The sequence below is a fragment of the Neisseria sp. HMSC058F07 genome (genome assembly GCF_001810035.1).
GTDB classification, from domain to species: Bacteria; Pseudomonadota; Gammaproteobacteria; order Burkholderiales; family Neisseriaceae; genus Neisseria; species Neisseria perflava.
Genome location: NZ_KV799706.1, coordinates 546,956 through 571,896 on the forward strand (window position 1 = coordinate 546,956; position 24,941 = coordinate 571,896).

At 49.0% G+C, this 24,941-nt stretch carries 25 protein-coding genes; 10 read left to right on the forward strand and 15 right to left on the reverse strand.

Going from position 1 to position 24,941, the window contains the following annotated elements; all coding sequences use genetic code 11:
• Positions 1-53 precede the first annotated feature (53 nt).
• Both HMPREF2696_RS10625 and surE read right to left on the reverse strand, forming a co-directional pair.
• Entirely contained in the window at positions 54-965 is a 912-nt protein-coding gene (locus tag HMPREF2696_RS10625; RefSeq protein ID WP_049335267.1) for a peptidoglycan DD-metalloendopeptidase family protein, read from the reverse strand.
• 93 nt (positions 966-1,058) lie between these two features.
• A complete protein-coding gene (gene surE, locus HMPREF2696_RS10630; protein ID WP_004520297.1) occupies positions 1,059-1,814 on the reverse strand; it encodes a 5'/3'-nucleotidase SurE in 756 nt (251 codons plus the stop codon).
• A 98-nt stretch (positions 1,815-1,912) separates the two neighbouring features.
• Here surE and HMPREF2696_RS10635 point away from each other — a divergent pair, with 98 nt between their 5' ends.
• Positions 1,913-2,251, forward strand: coding sequence for a cupin domain-containing protein (locus tag HMPREF2696_RS10635; RefSeq protein ID WP_004520298.1), 339 nt, complete (start codon positions 1,913-1,915; stop codon positions 2,249-2,251).
• Positions 2,252-2,306: 55 nt separating this feature from the next.
• Here the strand turns inward: HMPREF2696_RS10635 and HMPREF2696_RS10640 are convergent, their stop codons facing one another.
• Positions 2,307-2,675: a rhodanese-like domain-containing protein gene (locus HMPREF2696_RS10640; protein ID WP_070504598.1), complete on the reverse strand. Its 369-nt coding sequence runs from the start codon at positions 2,673-2,675 to the stop codon at positions 2,307-2,309.
• A 112-nt stretch (positions 2,676-2,787) separates the two neighbouring features.
• Positions 2,788-3,123: a carboxymuconolactone decarboxylase family protein gene (locus HMPREF2696_RS10645; protein ID WP_003686488.1), complete on the reverse strand. Its 336-nt coding sequence runs from the start codon at positions 3,121-3,123 to the stop codon at positions 2,788-2,790.
• A gap of 128 nt (positions 3,124-3,251) precedes the next feature.
• Here HMPREF2696_RS10645 and HMPREF2696_RS10650 point away from each other — a divergent pair, with 128 nt between their 5' ends.
• Complete coding sequence (locus tag HMPREF2696_RS10650; RefSeq protein WP_070588461.1) at positions 3,252-4,208, forward strand: cupin domain-containing protein; 957 nt, start codon at positions 3,252-3,254, stop codon at positions 4,206-4,208.
• 101 nt (positions 4,209-4,309) lie between these two features.
• Here HMPREF2696_RS10650 and typA read toward each other — a convergent pair whose 3' ends face one another.
• The gene (gene typA, locus HMPREF2696_RS10655; RefSeq protein WP_004520303.1) at positions 4,310-6,121 is read right to left on the reverse strand and encodes a translational GTPase TypA; all 1,812 of its coding nucleotides are present in this window, start codon (positions 6,119-6,121) and stop codon (positions 4,310-4,312) included.
• Positions 6,122-6,540: 419 nt separating this feature from the next.
• On the opposite strand from typA, the gene bfr (HMPREF2696_RS10660) reads away from it, so the two are divergent.
• Both bfr (HMPREF2696_RS10660) and bfr (HMPREF2696_RS10665) read left to right on the forward strand, forming a co-directional pair.
• Positions 6,541-7,005 carry a bacterioferritin gene (gene bfr / locus HMPREF2696_RS10660; protein ID WP_004520304.1) on the forward strand — a complete coding sequence of 155 codons (465 nt, stop codon included), beginning with the start codon at positions 6,541-6,543 and terminating at the stop codon, positions 7,003-7,005.
• A gap of 29 nt (positions 7,006-7,034) precedes the next feature.
• Positions 7,035-7,508, forward strand: coding sequence for a bacterioferritin (gene bfr, locus HMPREF2696_RS10665; protein ID WP_003680736.1), 474 nt, complete (start codon positions 7,035-7,037; stop codon positions 7,506-7,508).
• A gap of 121 nt (positions 7,509-7,629) precedes the next feature.
• Here bfr (HMPREF2696_RS10665) and HMPREF2696_RS10670 read toward each other — a convergent pair whose 3' ends face one another.
• Positions 7,630-8,745 carry a methyltransferase gene (locus HMPREF2696_RS10670; RefSeq protein WP_004520305.1) on the reverse strand — a complete coding sequence of 372 codons (1,116 nt, stop codon included), beginning with the start codon at positions 8,743-8,745 and terminating at the stop codon, positions 7,630-7,632.
• Between the two features lie 226 nt (positions 8,746-8,971).
• Between HMPREF2696_RS10670 and HMPREF2696_RS10675 the strand changes: the two genes are divergently transcribed.
• Complete coding sequence (locus HMPREF2696_RS10675; protein ID WP_049330811.1) at positions 8,972-10,765, forward strand: 2-isopropylmalate synthase; 1,794 nt, start codon at positions 8,972-8,974, stop codon at positions 10,763-10,765.
• An 82-nt stretch (positions 10,766-10,847) separates the two neighbouring features.
• Here HMPREF2696_RS10675 and HMPREF2696_RS10680 read toward each other — a convergent pair whose 3' ends face one another.
• The 5 genes from HMPREF2696_RS10680 to HMPREF2696_RS10700 form a co-directional block, all read right to left on the reverse strand.
• Positions 10,848-11,180, reverse strand: coding sequence for a hypothetical protein (locus tag HMPREF2696_RS10680; protein WP_004520308.1), 333 nt, complete (start codon positions 11,178-11,180; stop codon positions 10,848-10,850).
• A gap of 96 nt (positions 11,181-11,276) precedes the next feature.
• The gene (gene purE / locus HMPREF2696_RS10685; RefSeq protein ID WP_003686478.1) at positions 11,277-11,762 is read right to left on the reverse strand and encodes a 5-(carboxyamino)imidazole ribonucleotide mutase; all 486 of its coding nucleotides are present in this window, start codon (positions 11,760-11,762) and stop codon (positions 11,277-11,279) included.
• 80 nt (positions 11,763-11,842) lie between these two features.
• The gene (locus HMPREF2696_RS10690) at positions 11,843-12,598 is read right to left on the reverse strand and encodes a tetratricopeptide repeat protein (protein WP_004520309.1); all 756 of its coding nucleotides are present in this window, start codon (positions 12,596-12,598) and stop codon (positions 11,843-11,845) included.
• A gap of 14 nt (positions 12,599-12,612) precedes the next feature.
• Positions 12,613-13,281: a class I SAM-dependent methyltransferase gene (locus HMPREF2696_RS10695; RefSeq protein ID WP_004520310.1), complete on the reverse strand. Its 669-nt coding sequence runs from the start codon at positions 13,279-13,281 to the stop codon at positions 12,613-12,615.
• Positions 13,282-13,292: 11 nt separating this feature from the next.
• Positions 13,293-13,478 carry a DUF3460 family protein gene (locus HMPREF2696_RS10700; protein ID WP_004520311.1) on the reverse strand — a complete coding sequence of 62 codons (186 nt, stop codon included), beginning with the start codon at positions 13,476-13,478 and terminating at the stop codon, positions 13,293-13,295.
• A 218-nt stretch (positions 13,479-13,696) separates the two neighbouring features.
• On the opposite strand from HMPREF2696_RS10700, the gene HMPREF2696_RS10705 reads away from it, so the two are divergent.
• A complete protein-coding gene (locus HMPREF2696_RS10705) occupies positions 13,697-15,049 on the forward strand; it encodes a polynucleotide adenylyltransferase PcnB (protein WP_004520312.1) in 1,353 nt (450 codons plus the stop codon).
• A gap of 104 nt (positions 15,050-15,153) precedes the next feature.
• Here HMPREF2696_RS10705 and rpoD read toward each other — a convergent pair whose 3' ends face one another.
• Both rpoD and dnaG read right to left on the reverse strand, forming a co-directional pair.
• On the reverse strand, positions 15,154-17,106 hold the full coding sequence (gene rpoD / locus HMPREF2696_RS10710) for an RNA polymerase sigma factor RpoD (protein ID WP_004520313.1): 1,953 nt from the start codon (positions 17,104-17,106) through the stop codon (positions 15,154-15,156).
• Between the two features lie 194 nt (positions 17,107-17,300).
• A complete protein-coding gene (dnaG, locus tag HMPREF2696_RS10715) occupies positions 17,301-19,073 on the reverse strand; it encodes a DNA primase (protein ID WP_049335257.1) in 1,773 nt (590 codons plus the stop codon).
• Positions 19,074-19,402: 329 nt separating this feature from the next.
• Here dnaG and HMPREF2696_RS10720 point away from each other — a divergent pair, with 329 nt between their 5' ends.
• Entirely contained in the window at positions 19,403-20,839 is a 1,437-nt protein-coding gene (locus HMPREF2696_RS10720) for an NAD-dependent succinate-semialdehyde dehydrogenase (RefSeq protein ID WP_004520316.1), read from the forward strand.
• Positions 20,840-20,889: 50 nt separating this feature from the next.
• Here the strand turns inward: HMPREF2696_RS10720 and HMPREF2696_RS10725 are convergent, their stop codons facing one another.
• Positions 20,890-21,876 (reverse strand): malate dehydrogenase, encoded by a 987-nt coding sequence (locus HMPREF2696_RS10725; RefSeq protein WP_070588462.1) that lies wholly within the window; start codon positions 21,874-21,876, stop codon positions 20,890-20,892.
• A 121-nt stretch (positions 21,877-21,997) separates the two neighbouring features.
• Positions 21,998-22,972 (reverse strand): PhoH family protein, encoded by a 975-nt coding sequence (locus HMPREF2696_RS10730; RefSeq protein ID WP_070588463.1) that lies wholly within the window; start codon positions 22,970-22,972, stop codon positions 21,998-22,000.
• A 100-nt stretch (positions 22,973-23,072) separates the two neighbouring features.
• On the opposite strand from HMPREF2696_RS10730, the gene HMPREF2696_RS10735 reads away from it, so the two are divergent.
• The 3 genes from HMPREF2696_RS10735 (at position 23,073) to rlmB (ending at position 24,900) form a co-directional block, all read left to right on the forward strand.
• Positions 23,073-23,783, forward strand: coding sequence for an AzlC family ABC transporter permease (locus HMPREF2696_RS10735; protein ID WP_070588465.1), 711 nt, complete (start codon positions 23,073-23,075; stop codon positions 23,781-23,783).
• Entirely contained in the window at positions 23,780-24,088 is a 309-nt protein-coding gene (locus HMPREF2696_RS10740) for an AzlD family protein (protein WP_003680717.1), read from the forward strand. The genes HMPREF2696_RS10735 and HMPREF2696_RS10740 overlap by 4 nt, the downstream gene beginning before the upstream one ends.
• Before the next feature lie 62 nt (positions 24,089-24,150).
• On the forward strand, positions 24,151-24,900 hold the full coding sequence (gene rlmB, locus HMPREF2696_RS10745) for a 23S rRNA (guanosine(2251)-2'-O)-methyltransferase RlmB (protein ID WP_004520319.1): 750 nt from the start codon (positions 24,151-24,153) through the stop codon (positions 24,898-24,900).
• Positions 24,901-24,941 lie beyond the last annotated feature (41 nt).

A 24,941-nucleotide genomic window follows, 5' to 3' on the forward strand; every position in this document is an offset into this window, starting at 1 on the left:
CCTAAATGATATTTAGGCAGGGATTGAATTGAAATTAGGTTGCTTGAATCAGCTTAGAAGGCAACATAATTTGCCGGATTGACTGGTTTGCCGTTTTGACGGATTTCAAAGTGCAACTGAGTGCGGGATGCATCGGTATTACCCATGTGCGCAATGGTTTGACCGCGTTTCACGGTTTGGTTTTCATTAACCAGCAGGCGTTGGTTGTGACCGTATGCGCTCAAGAATGAGGAGTTGTGTTGGATGATGACCAAGTTGCCGTAACCGCGCAAGCCTGAGCCTGCGTAAACGACTTTACCGTCTGCCGCTGCAACAACAGGCTGGCCTTGCGTACCGGCGATATCCACACCTTTGTTGCTGCCGCCGAAGTTGGCGATAACGTTACCGGTAGTCGGACGCTGCCATGTGATGCCGCTGACGTTGCGGCTGCTGCCGGTAGATACGGTCGGTGTATTGGCAGGCGTGCTTGGAGTCGGAGCAGTAGTTGTAGTTGTTGGAGTAGAAGGTTTGCTTGCAGAAGCTGCAGGTGCAACGTAGCCTTCAGGTTTCACACGGAGGGTTTGACCAATGCTGATGGTGTTGTCGGCCAAGTTATTCCATGCACGCAGATTGTCTTGGGTAATGTTGTAGCGTTTGGAGATGTTGTAAACGGTATCACCACGAACAACGGTATGTGTCGCTGCATTAATATCAACAGGCGCATAAGAAGGCGTGTAAGTGCCGGTGCTGCCGCTGTTGTACGTTGGAGCAGGTGTACTTACCGGCGGAGTGTATGGAGCATCTGCCGCTGGGCTGGTGTTGGTATTGTAAGGCGCTGCACCGTAAGGATTGTCAGCGGTAGAGCTTGTTGTTGAACCACCGCTTTGTGTGCCGACGACTACAGGAGCCGGTTGTTGGCTGGCACAGGCTGCAAGTAATAAAACCAAAGCTGCCGATCCGGCATAAGATACACTTTTTTTCAACATGTTAATGACTTTCGTATTCGGGTAATTGTTCTCGTCGGGGCATATCATAATAAAAATATGCTTGTTTCTCAAGTGTTCGGCTGTTAGGGACTGTTAAGGCGCAGGGATTTCTGACCAAAAGGAAGCGGTTTGCTCCATTTGTCCGTAGGCAGTCAAATCGACTTGCAGGGGGGTAATCGTGATGAAGCCGGATGCGCATTCGCTAAAGTCGGTACCTTCTTCGCTGTCGGAAACATCGCCGACCGGCCCAATCCAATAAATTTGTTCGCCACGTGGATTATACATGGGAACAATGCTTTGTTCATGATGACGGCGGCCGAGCCGTGTAATTTTTATGCCTTGGATATCCTCAGGTGCGACGGCAGGGATATTGATGTTCCATAAGATGGGTTCGGAAATAGGGCGTTTGAGAAAGTAGGAAAGCAGTATCCAAGCGGCTTTTTCCGCGGTTTCCCAATAACGGGCGCTGGAGTCGGCGAGGGAGAAAGCAATGGCGGGTATGCCCATCAGGTAGGCTTCCGTCGCAGCGGCAACCGTACCGGAATAAAGCGTATCGTCGCCCATGTTTGCGCCGTTGTTGATGCCGGACAAAACTAAGTCGGGTTTGAAATCGGCAAGGGCGTGTTGGCCGACATGAATGCAGTCGGTAGGGGTGCCATTCACATAGTAAAACCCGTTTTCCGCCTGTTTCAGTTGTAAAGGACGGTCTAAAGTCAGGGAATTGCTGACGCCGCTGCGATCGCGTTCGGGCGCAACCACCCTGACATTGGCAAATTCTGCACATACTCTTGCCAAAACAGCCAAACCGGGCGCAAGATAACCATCGTCGTTTGAGATTAATATGTTCATGTGACAATATTGTGTCTATCGGTAAGATGGGCCGTATTGTACTGGTTTGCTTGAGCGATTGTCCATGAATCGGCAACGTTTGGGCGGAAAGGATAATAATGAAACATTATGAATTAGACCCCAAAGCTTTATTGGGCGGCGTGATTGCTTCAGACGGCAATCAAGAGATTGTTCAGCTTTCACTGCAGAAGAATAATGAAATTCCGGCATATGAGGCGGATGCGATTATTTTGCTTTTGGTTTTAAACGGCAAAGCCGAAATCAAAACGGTGGACGAAGTTTTGCAGACCGAAGGCTTGCAAGTTATCCGTCTTGAGCCGATGGAGGCGCACAGCATTCGCGCGTTGGCCGATAACACCAATATTTTGGTTATCAAACAATTAATTCACGAAACCGGTCTCAGCAAACGTTTGAGGTTTGGAAGTTGCTGCCTGTAATGGCAATAAAGGCCGTCTGAAAAGTTTCAGACGGCCTTTTTAAAATCAGCTAGATTTATTTCAAACCTTTTTTCACCAAGTCTTCATAACCGCCATGGTTGGTTACGTTGGTGTAGCCGGCTTTTTTCAGCTCAGTCAGCGCGACTTCTGCACGGCGGCCGCTGCGGCAGTAGAGGTTGACCGGTGCGTTTTTATCCGGGCTGACGGATTTGATGCGGTCAACGATTTGGTCATGCGGAATATTGAGTGCACCTTGTAAGTGGCCTTCTTTAAATTCTTCGGCAGAGCGGACATCAATCCAAACACCTTTTGCTTTTGCAGGCTGTGCCGCGCTTTTTTCAACCTTAGGCATAGAGGCTGCGGAAGCGGCCAAAGGAGTGGCAACAGCGGCGGCAAAAAGTACGGCGGTCAGCAGTTTCTTCATGGTTCAATCTCCTATTAGACAGAAAACAATATGATAACTTTATCAGTCTAGCATTTCATCAGGCCGTCTGAAAGGGGAGTCGGCTTTCAGACGGCCTGATTTTACAAACCGATTAGCGTTGGGTTTCTACTGCTTCCAAAGCGCGCAAAGCGTAGGTATAAGCGGCACCTGCGTTCAGGGCGATAGCGGTGGCCAATGCGCCGGCGATTTCGCTTTCGGTTGCACCTGCTTTAGCTGCAGCGGCAGCATGCACGCTGATACAGCTTTCGCAACGTGTGGTAATGGCAACGGCGATGGCGATCAGTTCGCGTGTTTTGGCATCCAGTGCTTCGGCAGCGGCTGCTTGATCCAGTGCGCCGTAGGCTTGCAGCATTTTAGGATGGTTTTTACCCAGTTCACCGAATGCTTTTTTTACCAAGGCGGTATGTTCAGGCCAGTCTTTAAACATGATATGTCCTTTCTTAATGTGAGTGGATAAGATAAAAAATCCTATCCGTTTGTGTTTAGTGTGTGTATTATTGCAATAATTGGAAGAATAAAATCGTCAAAACATCTCATTTATTGGTAAAAAACACTATGGATATTTTGGATAGGCTGGTCGAATTGGCGCAGGTAAAAGGCAGCGTGGATGTTCAATGTCTTTTTCGGGGGGAGTGGTATGTGCGGCATGAGCCCAAGCGTGCGAATGGTTTGGTGCATATCGTCACTGCCGGTTCGGGTTATATCCGAATTGATGGGGAGCAAGAGGCAAGGCTGCTGAGTGCGGGGGATGTCATTTTTTTCCCGCGTAGTGTAGGGCATACTTTGAGCAGCGATAGCAGTTGTGAAAATCTTGGTGTTAATGTGCTGACGAGTGAAAAAGGCGCATTTAAAGTCAAGCAAAGTCATGCAGGAGGCGATGCGGCTTTGCATCTTTTCTGTGCACGGTTTGAATATGAAGCGCAGGCGGATATTATGGCGGGGCTGCCTGACACGGTTTTGCTGAATATCAACCATCCTTCTTTGCAGTATTTGGTGGCATTGTTGCAATATGAGAGCGGTCAAGCCTTGTCCGGTTCGGTAGCGGTTGTGAATGCATTGGCTTCGGTGTTGCTGGTATTTCTACTTCGAGCCAGCTTGGAAAAAAATGGGGAAGCGCAATTAAGCGGTTTGCTGAATGGTTGGCAGGACAAACGCCTGCGGAATTTGCTTCAGGCAGTAGTGGATAAGCCGGAAGAGGAATGGAATATCGAGAAAATGACCGCGATGGCCAACTTATCTCGCGCCCAGTTGATGCGGGTATTCAAGCAGCAGACGGGCACAAGCCCGCACGCCTTTGTAAACAGTATCCGCTTGCAACAGGGAGCATTATTATTGAAACAGACGGCGGATTCGGTTTTATCGGTTGCGCTCTCGGTTGGTTTTCAATCGGAAACGCATTTTGGCAAGGCATTTAAAAAGCAATATGGGATATCGCCGGGGCAATATCGTAAAAGTGATCGCGCTGATGAAGCAGCAGTACAAGCGGAAGAAATGCCGATTTACTTTATTTGAACAGATGATAAAAGGCCGTCTGAAAGTGTAAAAATGAAATCTAAGATTTCCAAAACACTTTTCAGACGGCCTCAATTTTAAAATGCGTCAATCAGACGGGATTAGTCCAGTTTTTTGAAATGACGGCGACGTTCCAATTCGCTCAGGTAGCGTTTACGCAGGCGGATGGATTGTGGCGTGATTTCAACCAGTTCGTCATCGTCGATGAACTCAACTGCGCCTTCCAAAGTCAATTTGATCGGCGTAGTCAGGCGCACGGCTTCATCTGTACCGCTGGCGCGGACGTTGGTCAGTTTTTTACCTTTCAGAGGGTTTACCACCAAGTCATTGTCGCGGCTGTGAATACCGATAATCATACCTTCGTAGACTTTGTCGTTTGGAGAAACGAACATACGGCCGCGGTCTTCCAAGTTCCACAGGGCATAAGCAACGGCTTCACCTTGCTCTTGAGAAACCAGTACGCCGTTGTGACGGCCGGGCATATCAGGTTTAACCGGTGCGTAGTCGTCAAAAACGTGGCTCATCAAGCCGGTACCGCGAGTCAAGGTCATAAATTCACCTTGGAAACCGATCAGGCCGCGTGCAGGAATATGGTATTCCAAACGTGTACGACCGTTACCGTCGCTTTCCATATTGGTCAATTCACCACGGCGGCGGCCGAGTTCTTCCATGACCGCGCCTTGGTTGTCATCCGGTACGTCCACGGTCAGGTTTTCGTAAGGCTCGCATTTTTGACCGTTGATTTCACGGAATACCACGCGCGGTTTGCCGACTGCCAATTCAAAGCCTTCGCGGCGCATGTTTTCCAACAAAATGGTCAGGTGCAATTCGCCGCGGCCGGAAACGCGGAATACATCAGCGTCGGCAGTATCTTCAACACGCAGGGCAACGTTGGTCAGCAATTCTTTTTGCAGGCGGTCGCGGATTTGGCGGGAAGTCACGAATTTGCCTTCAGTACCGGCAAGAGGAGAAGTGTTGACCATAAAGTCCATGGTCAGGGTCGGCTCGTCCACGCTCAACATAGGCAAGCCTTTGGGATTGTCTTTGTCGGTAATGGTTACGCCGATACCGATGTCTTCAATGCCAGAAATAATCACGATGTCACCGGCCTCAGCTTCTTCCAAAGGTACGCGTTCCAAGCCTTGGAAGCCCAACAGCTGGTTGATGCGGCCTTGGGCGACTTGTTCTTCATGATTCATGACGGCAACGACTTGGCCGGGTTTGATGCGGCCGTTCAGGATGCGGCCGATGCCGAGGCGGCCGGTGTAGTTGTCGTAGTCCAGTTGGGAAATTTGCAGTTGCAGCGTTTTGTCCGCGCTGCCGCTTGGTGCAGGCGTGTGTTTCAAAATGGTCTCGAACAGAGGGCGCATGTCGCTGCTCTCGTCGTTTTCATCCAGTTTGGCAAAGCCGGACAGGCCGGAAGCATAGACGATAGGGAAGTCCAATTGTTCGTCGGTTGCGCCCAAGTTGTCGAACAATTCGAATGTTTGGTCGATAACCCAGCTTGGACGGGCAGATGGTTTGTCGATTTTGTTGATAACAACGATAGGTTTAAGACCCAAAGCCAAGGCTTTTTTGGTCACGAAACGGGTTTGCGGCATAGGGCCTTCTTGTGCGTCAACCAACAGTACGACGCAGTCAACCATGCCCAATACACGTTCCACCTCGCCACCAAAATCAGCGTGTCCCGGGGTATCTACGATGTTAATGTGGTAGCCTTCGTATTCGATGGCGGTATTTTTAGCGAGAATGGTAATGCCGCGTTCTTTTTCAAGATCGTTGCTGTCCATGACGCGTTCTTCGACTTGCTGGTTGGAACGGAATGTACCGGACTGGCGCAGCAATTGGTCAACTAATGTGGTTTTGCCATGGTCTACGTGGGCGATGATGGCAATATTGCGGATTTGTTTCATGATGATTTATGTGTTTCAGCTAGGTGCTTAAAAAAAAGATAACTGGTAATTATAGCACGATTCCTAAGTATTGACCGAGTAGAAGATTCAAAAAAAATGAGGCAAAAGCAGTTGAGAATAATTCATAATTAAATTTGATTGATTTTGTTGGATTATTTGCTTTTATTTATGGTTAACGAATGTAAATGTTTTTGAATAATGCAATGGATTCTTAATATTAATGTCAAAAAATTGTTATTAAAAACAGGGGATTAATTTTTCAGACGGCCTTTTAGGCAGGTTAAATTTTTTGATAATTGTTTGTATTTTAAATAGAAAATTTGTCAAAAGTGCTACTTGTGCATACAATTACCTCATTCCATAACAACACACGAATCTTCATTCGTGATTATCAACTTTTAAAAGAAAGAGAAAGAATTATGCAAGGCAACCAAGCAGTTATTGATTACATGAACGAATTATTGTCTGGTGAGTTGGCTGCTCGCGACCAATATTTTATCCACTCTCGCCTGTACTCTGAATGGGGTTACACCAAACTGTTTGAACGTTTGAACCACGAGATGGAAGAAGAGACCACTCACGCCGAAGACTTCATCCGTCGTATCCTGATGTTGGGCGGTACGCCTAAAATGACCCGTGCCGAACTGAACATTGGTACTGACGTAATCTCTTGCCTGAAAGCAGACTTGAACACTGAATACGAAGTACGCGATGCGCTGAAAAAAGGCATCAAGTTGTGCGAAGAAGCTCAAGACTACGTTACCCGCGATTTGATGATTGCCCAACTGAAAGACACTGAAGAAGATCACGCTCACTGGTTGGAACAACAACTGCGTCTGATCGAATTGGTCGGCGAAGGCAACTACTACCAAAGCCAACTGTAATCTAGCGTATAACATACAAGGAGCTGAATATGAAAGGCGATCGCTTAGTTATCCGCGAATTGAACAAAAACTTAGGCTTGTTGCTGATTACCATTAACCAATACTTCCTGCATGCCCGCATTTTGAAAAACTGGGGCTTTGAAGAATTGGGCGAACACTTCTTCAAACAATCCATCCGCGAAATGAAATCCGCAGACGATTTAATCGAGCGTATTTTGTTCTTGGAAGGCCTGCCTAATCTGCAAGAATTGGGTAAACTGTTGATCGGTGAATCTACCGAAGAAATCATTGCCTGCGATCTGAAAAAAGAGTATGAAAAACATGATGCTCTGGTTGCAGCCATCGCTCTTGCAGAAGAGCAACAAGACTACGTCAGCCGTGATTTGTTGGAAAAACAAAAAGACATCAACGAAGAACACATCGACTGGCTTGAAACTCAGCAGGAATTGATTGGCAAAGTTGGTTTGCCAAACTACCTGCAAACAGCGGCGCAAGAGGACTAAAACACAAACCACTGCCAAATATAGCAGTCCCTGCTCCCATCAACGGCATATCTTTACGGATATGCCGTTTTCTTTTATAGAAATGCTTAAAGGCTGTCTAAATGTTCAGACGGCCTTGATTTTATATCGCTTTCAAACGGTATAGATAAGTAGTTTCCTTGTTTCTGGCAAACGCCAAAGGATCGGATTCATCTATTGCTTTTTTGTGTTGCGGTTTGGTTTTCAAAATATCGACTATATTGAGCGAGGCCGTCTGAAAGCATTGGTTTAGAAAGTCTTTATCGCGCAAATGCAAGTGTTCTGCCAAGTCGGAAATAATCAGCCAAGCTTCGCCGTTTGGATTTAAGTGCTGGCGTACGCCGTTGAGGAACGCAGTCAGCATGGCATGATTGGGGTCGTAAAGGGCAGTCTCAATAGCCGAGGTCGGTTTTGCCGGCAGCCAAGGCGGATTGCAGACGATAAGGTCGGCGCAAGTTTCGGGAAATAAATCAATCGATTGGATGTTGACGGCTTTATCCAAGCCTAGGCGTTCGAGGTTTGCTATGGCGCAGGCAATTGCTTTGGGGTTGGTGTCTGTGGCAATGATGTCGGGTATGCCTCGTTTGGCCAAAATTGCGGCAATAACGCCTGAGCCGGTGCCGATGTCAAAGGCCGTCTGAATATTGGGAGCGAGTGGCGCTTGGGCGATTAAATCCAAATATTCGCCACGCAGTGGAGAGAATACGCCGAAAGGAACATGGATTTTTCCGTCTAACTGCGGAATGTCTATGCCTTTTTTGTGCCACTCGTGCGCACCAATAAAGCCCAGTAATTGATTCAGCGGTAAAAGAAACGGCTTGTCGTTTGGTGTGTCGTAAACATCGCACAGAGCGGCGTAGATGTCGGGTGCGCGTGCATTGCCCAGTTGAAAATTCGGTTGAATTTCAACGGCAAGCATATTGAGCAAACGGCTTTGTTGCGCCTGTTTCATACGGTGGGCATGAAAGGCCGTCTGAATATCGGCAGGTGCGCCTTTCTTTTTTTCAGACGGCCTGCGGATACGTTTTTTCATTGCAGATAAGACTTGCTTGGCATTGTGAAAATCGCCAGTCCAAACAGTTGCAGTTTGCGCGTGGGCATTTTTTAAGATTTCTGTTGCGCCTGCTCCTTGTATGTAAACCGCCTGCTTGGGTGGCTTTTGTGTACTTTCGTTGCGCCATTCGATGTCGGAGCGGTTGGTAGGGATGGTATGGGGCATAATGTGTTTCAAATCGGGGAAATAGGGGATTAGTTTACTATATTTAGGATGTGTTCGGTTTGAGAGGAGCTTTTAATAGTCCAAATTAGACAAAATGTATAAAAATTTTTCAAGTTTTAAAATTTATACTAATATTTTGATAAAAATAGATTGTCGTTTTGTCTAAAATGAGTATAATGCAAAACCAGAACTCAATAATCTTAATCAGATTTGGACAAGGAACATCATGCAATTAGACATTGACCGTTTGGTTGCCTATTTTGGCGGTGTAAACGCGCTGGCCGAAGCCCTGAAACAGCACGACCCGGAAAATGCTGCGACCACTGCGGCTATCTACAAATGGCGTACACGCGGTTCCCTGCCTTTGGCTCAGTTGCAAAAACTGACCGCTTTGGCGGAAGCGCAAGGCAGACCGCTTGATTTGAATGCTTTTTTACAAAAAAACGAATCTCTGGAGAGAACAGAAATGACACAGACCAATCGTGTAATTATTTTTGACACTACCATGCGCGATGGCGAGCAGTCGCCCGGTGCGTCCATGACCAAAGAGGAGAAAATCCGCATTGCCCGCCAGTTGGAGAAAATGGGCGTGGATGTGATTGAGGCGGGTTTTGCCGCCGCCAGCCCGGGCGATTTTGAATCGGTTAATGCGATTGCCAAAATCATTACTAAATCTACAGTTTGCTCATTGGCGCGTGCCGTTGAAAACGATGTGCGCAAAGCAGGCGAAGCTGTTTCCCCTGCTCCGAAAAAACGTATTCACACTTTTATCGCCACCAGCCCCATCCACATGGAGCACAAACTGAAAATGAAGCCGCAGCAGGTCATCGATGCGGCGGTCAAAGCGGTGAAAATTGCCAAAGAATATACTGACGATGTGGAATTTTCTGCCGAAGACGCCGTGCGTTCGGATTTGGACTTTCTCGCCAAAATCTTTACGGCGGTTATCGAGGCAGGCGCAACCACCATCAATATTCCCGATACTGTCGGCTACTCCATCCCTTCCGTATGGTACGAGCGTATCAGTAACATCATCAAAAGCGTGCCCAACGGCGACAAAGTAGTCTGGTCGACCCACTGCCACAACGACTTGGGTATGGCGGTTGCCAACTCGCTGGCCGCTGTTCAGGCAGGCGTGCGCCAGGTGGAATGTACCATCAACGGTTTGGGTGAACGTGCGGGTAATGCCAGCCTTGAAGAAATCGTGATGGCGTTGAAAGTGCGCCACGACCTTTTCGGCTTGGAAACCGGCATTGATACCACGCAAATCGTGCCAGTATCCAAACTGGTATCTACTATTACCGGCTATCCGATTCAGCCAAATAAAGCAGTAGTCGGCGCAAACGCCTTTGCACACGAATCAGGCATCCACCAAGACGGCGTGTTGAAACACCCTGAAACCTATGAAATCATGACTGCCGAATCAGTTGGCTGGTCAACCAACCGCCTGACTTTGGGTAAACTCTCCGGCCGTAATGCTTTCAAAACCAAGCTGGCAGATTTGGGTATTGAGTTGGAAAGTGAAGAGGCGTTGAATGCGGCATTTGCACGCTTCAAAGAGCTGGCGGATAAGAAACGCGAAATCTTTGATGAAGACCTGCACGCTTTGGTGTCTGACGAAATGGGCAATATGAATACCGAAAGCTACAAATTCATTTCCCAAAAAATCAGCACTGAAACTGGTGAAGAGCCGCGCGCCGATATTGTGTTCAGTATTCGCGGTGAAGAAAAACACGCTTCCGCTAGCGGCTCAGGCCCTGTTGATGCCATCTTCAAAGCCATTGAAAGCGTAGCACAAAGTGGCGCAACCTTGCAGATTTACTCTGTCAATGCGGTAACTCAAGGTACAGAAAGCCAAGGCGAAACTTCCGTCCGCCTGCAACGTGGCGACCGTGTGGTCAACGGCCAAGGTGCGGATACCGACGTATTGGTGGCAACTGCCAAAGCCTATTTATCTGCGCTGAGTAAATTGGAATTCGGCCAAGCCAAGCCAAAAGCGCAAGGCAGAGGCATGATTTAATTTATTGAAAAGGTTAAGGCCGTCTGAAATCGTAGTGATACGTTTCAGACGGCCTTTTTTATTTGGTTAGAAAATAGTTTATTTATTGAAGTTTAAGCAGTCGGTCTTGTTCGACCGACAATACGCCATTTATTTTTTTGAAATAGGCAATGGCATCTTCAATCTTGGTCTTGGAAGACGGACGAATAGCAATGCCGTTCAGGTTTTTGTATTCATAAATCAAACTTGCACCCGAGGTTTTCACTGCTTTTAGCAATGGCGCAGAACCGGTTTGGGCATCATAGAAGATAATCAGGTTTCCATTTGTATCTTGGGCTTGTTGCTGAGATGGGATGGCAGTTGATTGAGTAGGAGTACTTGGGCTTTGGCAGGCGCAAAGCAGGGTGGAGAGTAGGATGAATGCTAGGGTTTTCATGGCATTAATTCAATTTGATAAAACACTAAGGCCGTCTAAACAATCGTAAAACGAAATCAAAGTTTCCCTTTACAACTTTCAGACGGCCTTTGTCAGTTATGCTTCAGGCAATTCCATGGCTAGAACGGTTTGCTCTTGTTTGGCACGGAAAGCCGCCAATTTTTCAGCCAATTCAGGATTTTCATTGGCCAAAAGTGAAATAGCAAACAGCGCTGCATTGGCCGCACCGGCTTCGCCAATGGCAAATGTGGCAACAGGAACGCCTTTGGGCATTTGTACAATCGAAAGCAGGGAGTCTTCGCCGCGCAGATATTTGCTGGGCACGGGAACACCCAAGACGGGCACCGTGGTTTTGGCTGCAACCATGCCTGGCAAATGCGCTGCGCCGCCTGCGCCGGCAATGATGGCTTTGATGCCGCGTTCGCGTGCGGTTTCGGCGTATTCAAACATCAAATCAGGCGTACGGTGTGCAGAGACGACACGCGCTTCGTATTCAACGCCGAATTCTTTGAGAAATTGTGCTGCCTGCTGCATCACCGGCCAATCGCTGTTGCTGCCCATAATAATGCCGACTTGGATCATGAAGAGTTCCTTTTGCTTGAATGGATTAAGGGTAAAAAAATATTCAGACGGCCTTGGGGATGACAAGGCCGTCTGAACGTTTATCTTTGTTTGAGACTGATGGAAGCGCGTTTTGCCGCTTCGCTGTTGGGGAAGCTTTGTATCAGTTTGCGCCATGTGCTGCGGGCGATGTCTTTTTGTTGCAGTTTGTATTGGCATTGGCCGATGCTGTACATGGCATCGGGAGCTTGCGGGCTGTTGCGGAATCGGTTGGCGTAGCGGTTGCCGATTTCGATAACGGATTCGCAGTTGCCCAGACGTTGTTGGCTTTGCAGGAGCAGGTACATATTGCGGCGGGCAATTTCGCTGCCATTGCCGCCGTCAGCCTCTTTCAAAATGGCCACTGCGGCGGAATAGTTGTTACGCTGATAGTATTTTTGCGCCTGATTATAAAGGCGTAATTCGTTTTGTGCGGCTGAGTCTGTTTCAGACGGCACGCCGCCGCCATTTGCCAAATAGTTCATTTTCAGCTTGCGGTCGTCCAATCGCTGGGCTTTGGGATTGGAAGCAGAAGTAGTCGGACGTTTGATAGTCCGTTGTTGTTCCAATGTGTGCAAGCGTTGATTTAATTCTTCAACCGTGCGTTCCAGTCGGGCAATTTGTATACCTAAGTGGTCAATCTGGGTTTGTGCGTCCAAACGCGGATAGGGAATACTTTTTTCAGGCAAAGGCTCACGCGGAATATCCGGCAGGACGAAGTTAGGATTATCGGCTGGTTGAAGAGGATGGGAAACGGCGCACGATGTGGCCAATAGAGTAAGCGGCAAAAGAAACAGGGAATGTGATAATGTTTTCATCGGATTGTGTCGTTTTATTTTTTTAGTAGCAGTGTCAAACCGTCGCCGACAGGCAGGGTAATGGGAATAATGCGTGTATCGCGCGGCAGATTTTGGTTGAAATGGCGCAGGATATCCAAGCTTGGCGGATCATTTTCGGCAGCTTCATTCATGACGCGCCCACCCAACAAGATATTATCGATGGCAATCACGCCGCCACTCCGTACCAGTTGCAAACAGCGTTCGAAATATTTTGGCGTAGGCGGTTTGTCGGCATCGATAAGTGCCAAGTCGTAGCTTTCCGATTCGCCTTGCGCAATCAAATCGTCCAAAGTCAGCAAAGCTGGTTGCAGATGAAGCGAGATTTTATGCGCTATACCTGCTGCCTGCCATGTTTCTCGGGCAATATCGGTAAAGGTTACATTAATGTCGCAAGCCGTGATTTTGCCGTCTTCGGGGAGGGAAAGCGCCATGGCGGTGCTGCTGTAACCGGTAAAGACACCAACTTCCAAATATTTTTTAGCATTCAATAATTTGGCCAACCACACCAACATGGCTGCCTGCTCTTGGGCGATGGCCATCTTTCCCAGACGATGTGATTGGGTACGCTCACGCAATGCGGTCAAAACGGGATGTTCGTGCTGACCGATGCTGTTGAGGTACTGCTGTAACGCCGGATCGGTATTGTGGGTGTTGGTCGTCATACCGATACGGGTTAGTCTTGATAGTAGGTGTAAGGTTTTTTGTTGACTTTGGCCGCTTCAAATTCAGCCTGTTCGGCCGGATTAAGGGTTACATCCCACAGTAAATGGCGGTTTTCGAGGCGTTGCGCTTCTAATTCGGGATGGTCGGACATGAGTTTGTCGAGGAATTGGGTAGCTTCGGATTTGTAGTGGTACATGATGTTTTGCCTGAATCGTTGTCAGACCGTCATTATAGCCGATATTTTTTGCCAATACGCTAATTAATCGAACTTCCATAAGGTATAATGGCACGTCTTTTTTAGGCTGTCTGAAGCCTTTGCTCAATGTTTTGTCTTTAATCTACGGCAGGATATTGTGCAAAGGCTTAAGCCGGACAAGTTTCAGACGGCCTTTTTTATCGTGAAAAGAGCTGCTTATGTTAAAAAAATGGCTGCATAAAGTGTTGCCTAAAAAACACGTCAAGTCGTTGCCCGAAAAGGAGATTATTCCGCTTGAGCAACATGGTATCCATGCGGATATGTTGAGCTTTGCCGCTGAGAAAATTGCCAAACGCCTGCATGAAGCCGGTTTTCAGGCTTATGTTGTAGGGGGAGCCGTTCGGGATTTGTTGCTCGGGGTTGAACCCAAAGATTTTGATATTGCAACCGATGCCACGCCGGAGCAAATCCGTAAAATATTCCGCCGCAGCCGCATTATCGGCCGCCGCTTTCAAATCGTTCATGTGATGATTGGTCCTGAAACTATTGAAGTGACGACGTTTCGCGGTGGCGATAAGGTTCAGCAAAATGCGCAAGGCCGCATTATGAAGGACAATACTTACGGCAGCATTGAAGAAGATGCCATGCGCCGCGATTTTACTTGCAATGCGCTGTATTACGACCCGATTAAAGAGGAAATTTGGGATTTCCATCAAGGCGTGGCTGATGTTGCCGATAAGAAATTGGTGATGATAGGTAATCCTGCTGAACGCTATCAGGAAGATCCCGTCCGTATTCTTCGCGCCGTCCGTTTGTCGGGTAAGTTGGGCTTTGAAGTGGAAGAGCAAACGGCTTTGCCGATTGCCGAATACGCAGGCCGTCTGAAAAATGAACCGGTGGCCCGTCTTTTTGACGAAATCATGAAAATCCTGTTTTCCGGCCATTCCCGTGCCTGTTTGAAACGGTTGAACGAGTTGGGTATTCCCGAAGGCATCCATCCGCTTTTAGATGCCTTGAAAACTGCCGAAGCAGCCGACAAACGTATGATTATGTTGGCTTTGAAAAATACCGACGAGCGTCTTCGTGCGGATAAGTCCGTCTCTGTCGGTTTTGTATTGGCGGCGGTATTGTGGCCGACACTAAACGCCATTTGGCAACGCAATCAAAGCCATGGTCAAAAACCTGTCCCTGCGCTGATGGATGCGATGAACACCATGCGCGATACGGTGGAGAAAGGTTGGGGCGTACCGCAAAGATTCTCTGCAACCATGCGTGAAATCTGGCAATTTCAGCCGCAATTCGACAATATGCGCGGTGCGCGCCCGTATCGTCTGTTGGCTCAAGCCCGTTTCCGTGCCGCTTATGACTTCCTGATTTTGCGTAGCGAAGTTGGCGAGGTTGATAAAGAGATGGCTTCTTGGTGGACAACTTTCCAGCATGCCGATGAGGAAACCCGTCAGCAAATGACTGCGGCCAATGAGCGCAAACGTCAGAAACAAAGTGGATCAACTGACGGCAAACCCAAACGTCGCCGCCGCCGTCCAAAAAAGAAAACCACTGAGGCTGAATAAAATTTAAGGCCGTCTGAAACCATTAAATCTTTTGAGATTTGGTTTTCAGACGGCCTTTTTGTATTTTAATAAAAACCGCAGGTCTTTCAACCTGCGGTTTGCTTTTACGATTTGTTTTCTTCGCTGTCGAGGAAGCTGCGGAGGCGGTCGCTGCGGGTAGGATGGCGCAGCTTGCGCAGGGCTTTGGCTTCGATTTGACGGATACGTTCGCGGGTTACGTCAAATTGTTTGCCGACTTCTTCCAAAGTGTGGTCGGTATTCATATCGATACCGAAACGCATACGCAACACTTTGGCTTCGCGCGGGGTCAGGCTTTCGAGGATTTCTTTGGTTACTTCGTGCAGGCTGGTGTACATCGCAGCTTCTGCCGGCGCAACGTTGTTGGCATCCTCGATGAAGTCGCCCAAGTGCGAATCGTCGTCGTCGCCAATCGGTGTTTCCATGGAAATCGGCTCTTTGGCGATTTTCATGATTTTGCGGATTTTGTCCTCCGGCATTTCCATCAACTCGGCCAGTTTGGCGGAATCAGGTTCTTCACCGGTTTCTTGCAGGTATTGGCGCGAGATACGGTTCATTTTGTTGATGGTTTCAATCATGTGAACCGGAATGCGGATGGTACGCGCTTGGTCGGCGATGGAACGGGTAATCGCTTGACGGATCCACCATGTGGCGTAAGTCGAGAACTTGTAGCCGCGACGGTATTCGAATTTGTCCACCGCTTTCATCAGACCGATATTGCCCTCTTGAATCAAATCAAGGAACTGCAAGCCGCGGTTGGTGTATTTTTTGGCAATGGAAATAACCAAACGCAAGTTGGCCTGAATCATTTCCTGTTTGGCTGCTGAGGTTTCTTTCTCGCTCAGTACCATGTTTTTGTTGATTTCTTTCAACTCTTCGATGGAAATGCGGGTTTCGGTTTCCATATTGGCCAGCTCGGCTTGTTTTTCTAGGATGGCGTGGCGGAAACGATCCAATGCGTTTGCCCATACACGGCCTTTGGCTACTTCTTTTTCAACCCATTCCAAATCGGTAATAGCAGGCAGGAAGTTTTCGATGAAGTAGTCGCGTTCCATACGTACGCGGTCGATACAGATATCGCGGATTTCGCGTTCGAGTTTGCGGATGTTTTCAACGCGACTGCGTAGGTTGCTGCTCAAATTTTCGATTTGACGTGTGGCAAAACGGACTTCTAACAGTTTGTTGGCAATGGCATCGCGGTGTTTCAGGTAGTTGGCGTGCTGACTGCCGTGTTTTTCCAACTGCTTGATCATTTTGCCGTATTCGCTCTCGATAAAGGCGAAGTGTTCCAAAACTTTTTGTTTCAGTTCGGCTAAATGGGCGGCGGATATGGCTTCAGAGTCGTTACCTGAATCGTCTTCATCTTCCTCGTCGCCATCTTCATCATCGCTATCGGTTTCACCTTCTTCATCATCAGGTTTGGCATTTTCCAAATGACCTAAGCCCAATTCGTTCAACAAAACTTCATTAGGGTCGATGATGGCTTCAACGACCTCATCCACACGGATTTCGTCGTTGCGGACTTGCTCGATCAACGCCAGAATTTCGGCAATCGAACCCGGGCAGGCGGAGATTGCCTGCACCATGTTTTTCAGTGCATTTTCGATTTTTTTGGCGATGATGATTTCGTCTTCACGCGTCAACAGATCGACTTGCCCCATTTCACGCATATACATACGCACAGGGTCGGTTGTGCGGCCGAATTCTGAATCTGCGCTGGAGAGTGCTGCTTCGGCTTCTTCAACAGCATCGTCGTCGGTCATGGCGGCGGCGTTGTCGCTCAAGAGGATGTCTTCAGCATCGGGGGCTTGCTCGGTTACTTGGATGCCCAAGCCGGAAATCATGCTGACGATGTTGTCGATTTGTTCGGCATCGGACATATCGTCGGGCAGAGCGTCGTTAATTTCAGAATAAGTGATGTAGCCGCGTTCTTTACCCATGATAATGAGTTGGCGCAGACGCGCGCGCTGCTCTTCGATACTCAAGGGACGGTTGTCATCTTGGTCTTGGTATTCTTCGTAGTTTTGGTTTTTAGACATGGATTGCTCTCTAGGTTGATAGGATGCCGACGGTTTACGGTGATGTGGCCGTACCTGAAGGCGGAGCAGAGCTTTTTGTTGTGAAATCAGATTTCACTTTAATACTCTGAGGCTGTCTGAAAATATTACAGATGGAGTGTTCTGCGTGTCATGTTTCGCAGCGTGTGTTTAGATTGTTCAGACGGCCTGAGGGGTTAGTTTTGCTTTGCCGTCAAAAGCGACAGCAATAGTCTTTTTTCATTTTCAGTCAAACCAGTTTGAATACTTTTTTGCTTTAAAGTTTCGATTTGACTGTATTTTAATTCATTTAACAACTTTTTCATGCCGATTTGGAAACTTTCGCAATCTTCTTCGTTATCCCCTTCCATTTCTTCAGAGTGAAGGGTCGATAAAAAGATTTGATTGACGGTTTCCTCATAGGGCGAACCGCGCATATATTCAAACACTTGTGCAGTTGCAGGAGTCGTGTCGTGATGCTTGATGGTTTCGGCCAAATTGGCAAGGCAGGCAAAATCGCCGCTTAACGCCAGATAATCGGGCAGGTCTATATATGAAGCCCAAGCCGGATTTATCAAGAGGCTTCGTATCTGTCTTTGAACCAGTGTCAGCATGGTTGGCTGTTTGACAGAAATAGGCGGCAGTTTGTAACTTTTTTGTTTGACGTGCCGCTTGGGCGCTTCTTGTCCGAGTAACTGGGCGAGGTTGTCAGGATCAATACCCACCAACTCACTAAGTTTTTGTTTCAGGAGATAGCCCAATGCCGGCGCGGTAATTTGCGCTAAAAGCGGAGAACTGGTTTTGACCAATTCTGCTTTGCCTTCTTGCGTATTGAGGTTGAGGCCGTCTGAAAGATGTTCCCAAAAGTATTCCGATAGGGGCTTGCTTTGGTTTAACAAGGCATCTTCAAATTGAGCCTTGCCATAGGCACGGATGTAGCTGTCTGGGTCGTGTTCTTCGGGTAGGAATAGAAAATGCAGCGATTTATCGTCTTTTAATTGCGGTAACGCATTTTCCAGCGCGCGCCAAGCCGCTTTACGTCCCGCGCTGTCGCCATCAAAACAAAAATAAATACTGTCGGCCTGACGCATCAGGATTTTGACGTGTTCCGCCGTGGTTGCCGTACCCAAAGCCGCTACGCCGTAGCCGACGCCGAACTGCGCCAATGCGACCACGTCCATGTAGCCTTCGACCACCAAAATCCGTCCTGCCTCTTTTACGGCAGCACGCCCTTCATATAGCCCGTAAAGGTTTTTCCCTTTATCGAACAAAGGGGTATCGGGAGAATTCAGGTATTTGGGTTTGGAGTCATCCAATACGCGGCCACCAAAGCCGATGACCTGTCCGCGAGGATTGCGGATGGGGAACATAACCCGATGGCGAAAGCGGTCATAATGTTTGCCTTCGTTATCAATGACCATACCCGTATCCACTAACGCAGTATTCGGATAGGGTTGGAATACTTGCGCCAAAGGTTGCCAACCGTCAGGCGCATAGCCCAAACCATAATGCGCGATGACTTCCGCACTCAAGCCGCGCTTATCCAAATAAGCCTTCGCCACCGGATTGAATTTCAACTGTTGCGCATAAAAATCCGCCGCCGCCGCCGTCGTTTCTTCCAAAGTTTGTTGCTTTTTTTTACGTTCGGCACGGATTTCGGGGTTGTCTTCCTGCCCGCGAACTTTAGGCACTGTCATACCGACGCGATCAGCCAAAAACTGCACCGCCTCCGGAAACGACAGCCCCTGATGTTCCATCACAAAACCAATCGCCGAACCATGAGCCCCGCAACTGAAGCAATGGTAAAACTGCTTGGTCGGGCTGACCGAAAACGATGGCGTCTTTTCCTTATGAAACGGACAGCAGGCCATATAGTTCGCCCCGCCTTTCTTCAGCGGAACCTGTTCGTCGATAATATCGACAATATCGACTTTGGACAAAAGCTCGTCAATGAAATCAGATGGAATCATGGTTCGGCAGAAGAGGATGGACGGAAAATATTTCAGACGGCCTTATAAACAGACAAAGGCCGTCTGAAAATGGAATTTTAGATGAGGGTCGAGATGAGTTTTGTATTATAGCAAATAGTTGTAATACATGTGTCTTATCCTTTTGAGGTAGGGTATTAATAATCGTATTTCATTCGTTATTAAGATAGATATGATGTCGTTAAAGCAAAGGCCGGCTATAAGATATTCAGACGACCTTTGCTGTTGTCTTATTTTGCGATTCAGTTGCGCTTTCATGGTATGAATATGATAATGAACGTATATCCTCGGTTTTAGAAAGGTCGTTTCTCATGAAAGATTTTGCACGTTTGCTCAATCATCCCGATATTTCCTTTTCTCCGATTCCAGATGCCATTAAAGTTGATAACCCTGCAACAGGTGAGGCTTTGGCGTTTGTCCGTAAGACTGATTCAGACGGCCTGAAGCTTTTGATTCAAAAGGCAGAGGCGGCACAAAAATTATGGGCGGCAAAAACTGCGTTGGAGCGGGCCGATGTGTTGTGGCGCTGGTATTTTTTGATTAAAGAAAACAAAGAAGAACTCGCGCGTATCATGACGATGGAGCAGGGCAAAAGCCTGACTGAGGCGCGTGGTGAAATTGATTATGCGGCTTCGTTTGTGCGCTGGTTTGCGGAAGAGGCGCGGCGGATTGACGGCGATGTGCTGACAAGTGTGAAAGCGTCGCAAAAACTGGTTGTACTGAAACAGCCTGTCGGCGTTACCGCTGCGATTACGCCGTGGAACTTCCCGTCTGCGATGATTGCGCGCAAGGCTGCGCCTGCTTTGGCGGTGGGCTGTGCGATGATAGTTAAACCTGCATCGCTCACGCCTTTGAGTGCGTATGCATTGGTCGTTTTGGCTTATGAAGCCGGCGTGCCGCAGGATTTGTTGCCTGTTGTCAGCGGTAGTGCTTCGGAAATCAGCCATGAATTTGCCACGAATCCGACTGTGCGCAAAATCAGCTTTACTGGCTCAACCGAAGTCGGCGCGAAGATTTTTGCCGACAGCGCGGCAGACATTAAAAAACTCAGTTTGGAACTGGGCGGCAATGCGCCGTTTATCGTGTTTGACGATGCCAATTTGGACAAAGCCGTTGAAGGCGCTCTGGCCAGCAAGTTCCGCAACAGCGGTCAGACCTGCGTCTGCACCAACCGCGTTTACGCTCAATCCGGCATTTACGACGAATTTTGCAGCAAATTAAGTGAAAAAGTGGCTGCGCTCAAATTGGGCAACGGCTTGGATGAAGGCGTCAACCAAGGGCCATTGATTGAGGAAAAAGCGGTGGAGAAAGTCGAGCAGCACATCGCCGACGCGCTCTCCAAAGGCGCGGTTTGCCTGACTGGCGGCAAACGCAGCGCGTTGGGCGGAACATTTTTTGAGCCGACTGTTTTAAGCGGCGTTACGGCGCAAATGGCGGTAGCTCGCGAGGAAACCTTCGGACCTTTGTGTCCGGTGTTCCGTTTTGAAACCGAAGCCGAAGTTATCGAGGCTGCGAACAATACGGAATACGGTTTGGCAGCTTACCTTTTTACCTCTGACACCGCCCGTCAATGGCGCGTCGGCGAAGCCTTGGAATACGGCATGGTCGGCATCAATACGGGCTTAATCAGTAATGAAGTAGCACCGTTTGGCGGCGTAAAACGCAGCGGTTTGGGACGTGAAGGCAGTAAATATGGTGTGGACGAATATTTGGAATTGAAATATTTGTGTATTGATATGGCGGAATAAGGCTGTACAGTAAAGGCCGTCTGAAATTTGGTTTTCAGACGGCCTTTGTTTTAGAGTAGATCCTGGATGGCTGAACGCTCTTCTTCCAATTCGGCCAGCGTAGCGGCGATACGTTTTTGGCTGAATTCATCCGACAAGTCCAAGCCTTGGACGATGCGGTAGCTGCCTTCGTCACAAATGACGGGGAAGCCGAAAATCAAACCTTCGGGAATGCCGTAAGAGCCGTCGGATGGAACGCCCATGGTTATCCATTTACCACTGCTGCCGAGCAGCCAGTCGCGCAGGTGGTAGATGGCGGCATTGGCGGCGGAGGCTGCGGATGATGAGCCGCGCGCGGCAATAATGGCGGCACCGCGTCCGGCGATTTTCGGCATGAAGACTTCGGTGTTCCAGTCGGGTTCAGTAATCATGTCTTGGACGGACTCGCCGTTGCTGGTAGCGTAGCGGTAGTCGGCGTACATGGTCGGGCTGTGGTTGCCCCAGACGCACATTTGCTCGATGGAAGTAATCGGGCGGTTGATTTTTTCGGCAATTTGGCTGACGGCGCGGTGGTGGTCGAGTCGCATCAGGGCGGTGAAATTTTCCGGTGGGATGTCGGGTGCAGACTTCATGGCGATGTAGGCGTTGGTGTTGGCCGGATTGCCGACAACGAGGACTTTGACGTTGCGATGGGCAACTTTGTTCAACGCCGCGCCTTGTACTTTGAAAATTTCGGCGTTGGCGTGCAGTAAGTCGGCGCGTTCCATGCCTTGCGTACGCGGACGCGCACCGATCAAGAGGGCGATGTCGGCATCTTTGAAGGCGACTTCGGGGTCGTCTGTGGCGAAGATGTCGGCAAGGAGCGGGAAAGCGCAATCCTGCATTTCCATGATCACGCCGCGCAATGCCTGCTGAGCCTGTGGCAGGTCGAGCAGTTGCAGGATAACGGGTTGGTCGCGTCCGAGCATAATGCCGCCGGCGATACGGAACAGGGTCGCATAGGCAATTTGGCCTGCCGCACCGGTAACGGCGATTCGGACGGGTGGCTTGAGGGTCATATTTTTCCTTTTGAAGTCGTTGTTTTACTTGATTTTCGGATTATAGCAGTATTATGGGGAGAATGATGTAGTAAGGCCGTCTGAAATTTAATTTTCAGACGGCCTTCAGTGTTTGAAAAGATTATTCGTCGTTTTTCTTTTCAGCTTGTTCTTCGGCGGCTTCATAGGCTTCGACGATTTTTTGCACCAAAGGATGGCGGACAACGTCTTCGCTGGTGAAGGTGTGGAAATACAGGCCTTCTACATCGCGCAGTTTTTCGCGTGCATCTTTCAAGCCGGATTTGATGTTGCGCGGCAGGTCGATTTGGCTGATGTCGCCGGTAATGACTGCTTTGGCACCGAAGCCGATACGGGTCAGGAACATTTTCATTTGTTCGGGCGTGGTGTTTTGTGCTTCGTCCAAAATGACATACGCGCCATTTAAGGTGCGGCCGCGCATATAGGCCAGCGGCGCAATTTCAATCAAACCTTTTTCCATCAGTTTGGTTACGCGGTCGAAGCCCATCAAGTCATAAAGCGCATCGTAAAGCGGTCGCAGGTAGGGATCGACTTTTTGCGCTAAATCGCCCGGCAGGAAGCCTAATTTTTCGCCTGCTTCGACTGCTGGGCGCACCAAAACAATGCGTTCGATTTGGTGTTTTTCCATGGCATCGACGGCGGCAGCAACGGCAAGATAGGTTTTGCCCGTACCGGCCGGGCCTAAGCCGAACACGACATCGTGGTTGAGCAAGGCACGGATATAGCCGTTTTGGCGCGGGGTGCGGCCGCCAATGCTGCCGCGTTTGGTGCGGAAATAGTATTGTTGGTCGAGGTGTTTTTCTTCGTGTTTTTCATCTGCTGTTTTGGCTTCGACGGCCGCGAGGCTGATGGCGTTGTCGTCCAAGTCGCCTTTTTCTGCGGCTTCGGCAAGCGACAGCAAGGCACGGCGGCCGGCGTGTGCCAGTTCGCCCATGAAGGTGAAATGTTCAAAGCGGCGGCTGATTTGGATATCAAGGGCTTTGCCTAAGGCTTCGAGATTGCTGTCGAGCGCGCCGCACAGGCGTTGCAACACGGTATTGTCAATTTCTTCAAACTGCAGATGGACGGTGTGGGTCATATCGGTTTCCGTGATAAATCTATTTTTCCGTATTATACCCTTGTTCAGACGGCATGCTTTATAATACGTCGCTTCTTTTTGATAAACCGTTTCAATTAAAATGAGTCATACTATTTCCCCGCAGTCTGAGTTTCTGCGCGGCATTAAAGAATGTTCCCCCATGCTGATCGGCTTGTTGCCTTGGGCGCTGATTTTGGGTATGCAGGGCGGGCAGAAGGGCATGAGTTGGCTGGAAATGCTGCTGATGACGGGCATGAACTTTGCCGGAGGCTCGGAATTTGCCGCAGTCAATTTGTTGGCAAATCCTTTGCCGATTCTGCTGATTGCAACGGTAACGTTTATGATCAATTCGCGCCATATTCTGATGGGGGCGGCGATTGCGCCGTATATGAGGGATATGCCGCTGAAAAAGGCGATGCCTGCGCTGTTTGTGATGTGTGATGAAAGCTGGGCAATGGCGTTTGCTGAAATTCAAAAGCGTAAGGCGGCAGGTTTGCCTGCGTTCAATATGCCGTTTTATGCCGGCGTGTGCTTTATTTTGTATGTAACTTGGATTGGTTTTGCGGCGTTTGGCGCGGCAGTCGGTCCGATGTTCGGCGATGTGGCGGCATGGGGCTTCGGCATGGCGTTTCCTGCGGTGTTTTTGGTGTTGCTGCGCGGTATGTGGAAGAGCTTTGCGGCTTCACGCCCTTGGTTTGTCAGCCTGATTGTGGCGTGCGCAACTTATTTGACCGTGGATGGCGCATGGTATGTTCCGGCTGGAGCGTTGTCGGGTTTGTTGGCGGCGTATTTTTGGGGAGAGCAAAAATGAAGGATTTGTTGTCGCTGCAATCGTTTCTGCTGTTTTTAAGCATGTTGGCCGTTACCTATTCAACCCGATTAATCGGCTTTTTTGCATTGCGCAACCGTACGTTAAGCCGTCGTGCGCAAGTGGTGATGGAGGCCGCGCCGGGCTGCGTGTTGATTTCCGTGATTGCGCCTTATTTTGTATCGGACAAACCGCATGAGCTGATTGCCATTGCCTTGACGGTATTGGCCGCCAGCCGTTTTTCGATGTTGGTGACGGTATTAATCGGCGTTGGTACTTCGGGCATACTCGGTTATTTGATGAAATAAAAAATTTTCAGACGGCCTTACTTGTTATAATGGCCGTCTGAATTTTTTGATAAAGCAAAAACATGGCAAACCAACGACTCATCTATGGCTTTCACGCCGTCAATGCCCGTTTGTGGCAAAACCCGAAATCGATTACCGAACTCTATATCCAAGAGGGCAAATCCGATGCGCGCACCCGCGATGTATTGGATAAAGCGGCCTCTGAAAACGTACGCGTGCATTTTGCCGATGCCGACCGCCTGAATGCCATCAGCAAAGGGGCGCGTCATCAGGGCGTGGTCGGGTTTATCGATGCTTCCAAAAACCATGTTCACTTGGAAGATGTGTTGGAAAACCTGAGCGAACCGCCGTTTTTGCTGGTATTGGACGGCATTACCGATCCGCACAACCTCGGCGCGTGTCTGCGTACTGCCGATGCGATGGGCGTGCATGCCGTGATTGCGCCCAAAGACAAAAGTGCCGGCCTGAATGCGACCGTCAGCAAAGTTGCCTGTGGCGCGGCGGAAACCGTGCCGTATATTACCGTAACCAATCTTGCCCGTACTTTGCGTGAATTGAAAGAATACGGCATTTGGATTGTCGGTACGGACATGGGCGGCGACTCCGACCTTTACCACTGCGACTTGCCTGACAGTGTGGCCTGGGTAATGGGCAACGAAGGCGAAGGCATGCGCCGTCTGACGCGCGAACATTGCGATATGCTGGTATCGATTCCGATGTTTGGCACAGTTGAAAGCATGAACGTTTCCGTCAGTGCAGGCATGGTATTGAGCGAAACCCGCCGTCAACGCGTGTTGAAATCGGAAAAATAAAAAGTTTAATTAAAAGGCCGTCTGAATGTTTTTCAGACGGC

Excerpts from the sequence above, each read along its gene's own strand:
- HMPREF2696_RS10625 (WP_049335267.1), bottom strand. The coding sequence starts at position 965 with ATGTTGAAAAAAAGTGTATCTTATGCCGGATCGGCAGCTTTGGTTTTA.
- surE (WP_004520297.1), bottom strand. The coding sequence starts at position 1,814 with ATGAACATATTAATCTCAAACGACGATGGTTATCTTGCGCCCGGTTTG.
- HMPREF2696_RS10635 (WP_004520298.1), top strand. The coding sequence starts at position 1,913 with ATGAAACATTATGAATTAGACCCCAAAGCTTTATTGGGCGGCGTGATT.
- HMPREF2696_RS10640 (WP_070504598.1), bottom strand. The coding sequence starts at position 2,675 with ATGAAGAAACTGCTGACCGCCGTACTTTTTGCCGCCGCTGTTGCCACT.
- HMPREF2696_RS10645 (WP_003686488.1), bottom strand. The coding sequence starts at position 3,123 with ATGTTTAAAGACTGGCCTGAACATACCGCCTTGGTAAAAAAAGCATTC.
- HMPREF2696_RS10650 (WP_070588461.1), top strand. The coding sequence starts at position 3,252 with ATGGATATTTTGGATAGGCTGGTCGAATTGGCGCAGGTAAAAGGCAGC.
- typA (WP_004520303.1), bottom strand. The coding sequence starts at position 6,121 with ATGAAACAAATCCGCAATATTGCCATCATCGCCCACGTAGACCATGGC.
- bfr (WP_004520304.1), top strand. The coding sequence starts at position 6,541 with ATGCAAGGCAACCAAGCAGTTATTGATTACATGAACGAATTATTGTCT.
- bfr (WP_003680736.1), top strand. The coding sequence starts at position 7,035 with ATGAAAGGCGATCGCTTAGTTATCCGCGAATTGAACAAAAACTTAGGC.
- HMPREF2696_RS10670 (WP_004520305.1), bottom strand. The coding sequence starts at position 8,745 with ATGCCCCATACCATCCCTACCAACCGCTCCGACATCGAATGGCGCAAC.
- HMPREF2696_RS10675 (WP_049330811.1), top strand. The coding sequence starts at position 8,972 with ATGCAATTAGACATTGACCGTTTGGTTGCCTATTTTGGCGGTGTAAAC.
- HMPREF2696_RS10680 (WP_004520308.1), bottom strand. The coding sequence starts at position 11,180 with ATGAAAACCCTAGCATTCATCCTACTCTCCACCCTGCTTTGCGCCTGC.
- purE (WP_003686478.1), bottom strand. The coding sequence starts at position 11,762 with ATGATCCAAGTCGGCATTATTATGGGCAGCAACAGCGATTGGCCGGTG.
- HMPREF2696_RS10690 (WP_004520309.1), bottom strand. The coding sequence starts at position 12,598 with ATGAAAACATTATCACATTCCCTGTTTCTTTTGCCGCTTACTCTATTG.
- HMPREF2696_RS10695 (WP_004520310.1), bottom strand. The coding sequence starts at position 13,281 with ATGACGACCAACACCCACAATACCGATCCGGCGTTACAGCAGTACCTC.
- HMPREF2696_RS10700 (WP_004520311.1), bottom strand. The coding sequence starts at position 13,478 with ATGTACCACTACAAATCCGAAGCTACCCAATTCCTCGACAAACTCATG.
- HMPREF2696_RS10705 (WP_004520312.1), top strand. The coding sequence starts at position 13,697 with ATGTTAAAAAAATGGCTGCATAAAGTGTTGCCTAAAAAACACGTCAAG.
- rpoD (WP_004520313.1), bottom strand. The coding sequence starts at position 17,106 with ATGTCTAAAAACCAAAACTACGAAGAATACCAAGACCAAGATGACAAC.
- dnaG (WP_049335257.1), bottom strand. The coding sequence starts at position 19,073 with ATGATTCCATCTGATTTCATTGACGAGCTTTTGTCCAAAGTCGATATT.
- HMPREF2696_RS10720 (WP_004520316.1), top strand. The coding sequence starts at position 19,403 with ATGAAAGATTTTGCACGTTTGCTCAATCATCCCGATATTTCCTTTTCT.
- HMPREF2696_RS10725 (WP_070588462.1), bottom strand. The coding sequence starts at position 21,876 with ATGACCCTCAAGCCACCCGTCCGAATCGCCGTTACCGGTGCGGCAGGC.
- HMPREF2696_RS10730 (WP_070588463.1), bottom strand. The coding sequence starts at position 22,972 with ATGACCCACACCGTCCATCTGCAGTTTGAAGAAATTGACAATACCGTG.
- HMPREF2696_RS10735 (WP_070588465.1), top strand. The coding sequence starts at position 23,073 with ATGAGTCATACTATTTCCCCGCAGTCTGAGTTTCTGCGCGGCATTAAA.
- HMPREF2696_RS10740 (WP_003680717.1), top strand. The coding sequence starts at position 23,780 with ATGAAGGATTTGTTGTCGCTGCAATCGTTTCTGCTGTTTTTAAGCATG.
- rlmB (WP_004520319.1), top strand. The coding sequence starts at position 24,151 with ATGGCAAACCAACGACTCATCTATGGCTTTCACGCCGTCAATGCCCGT.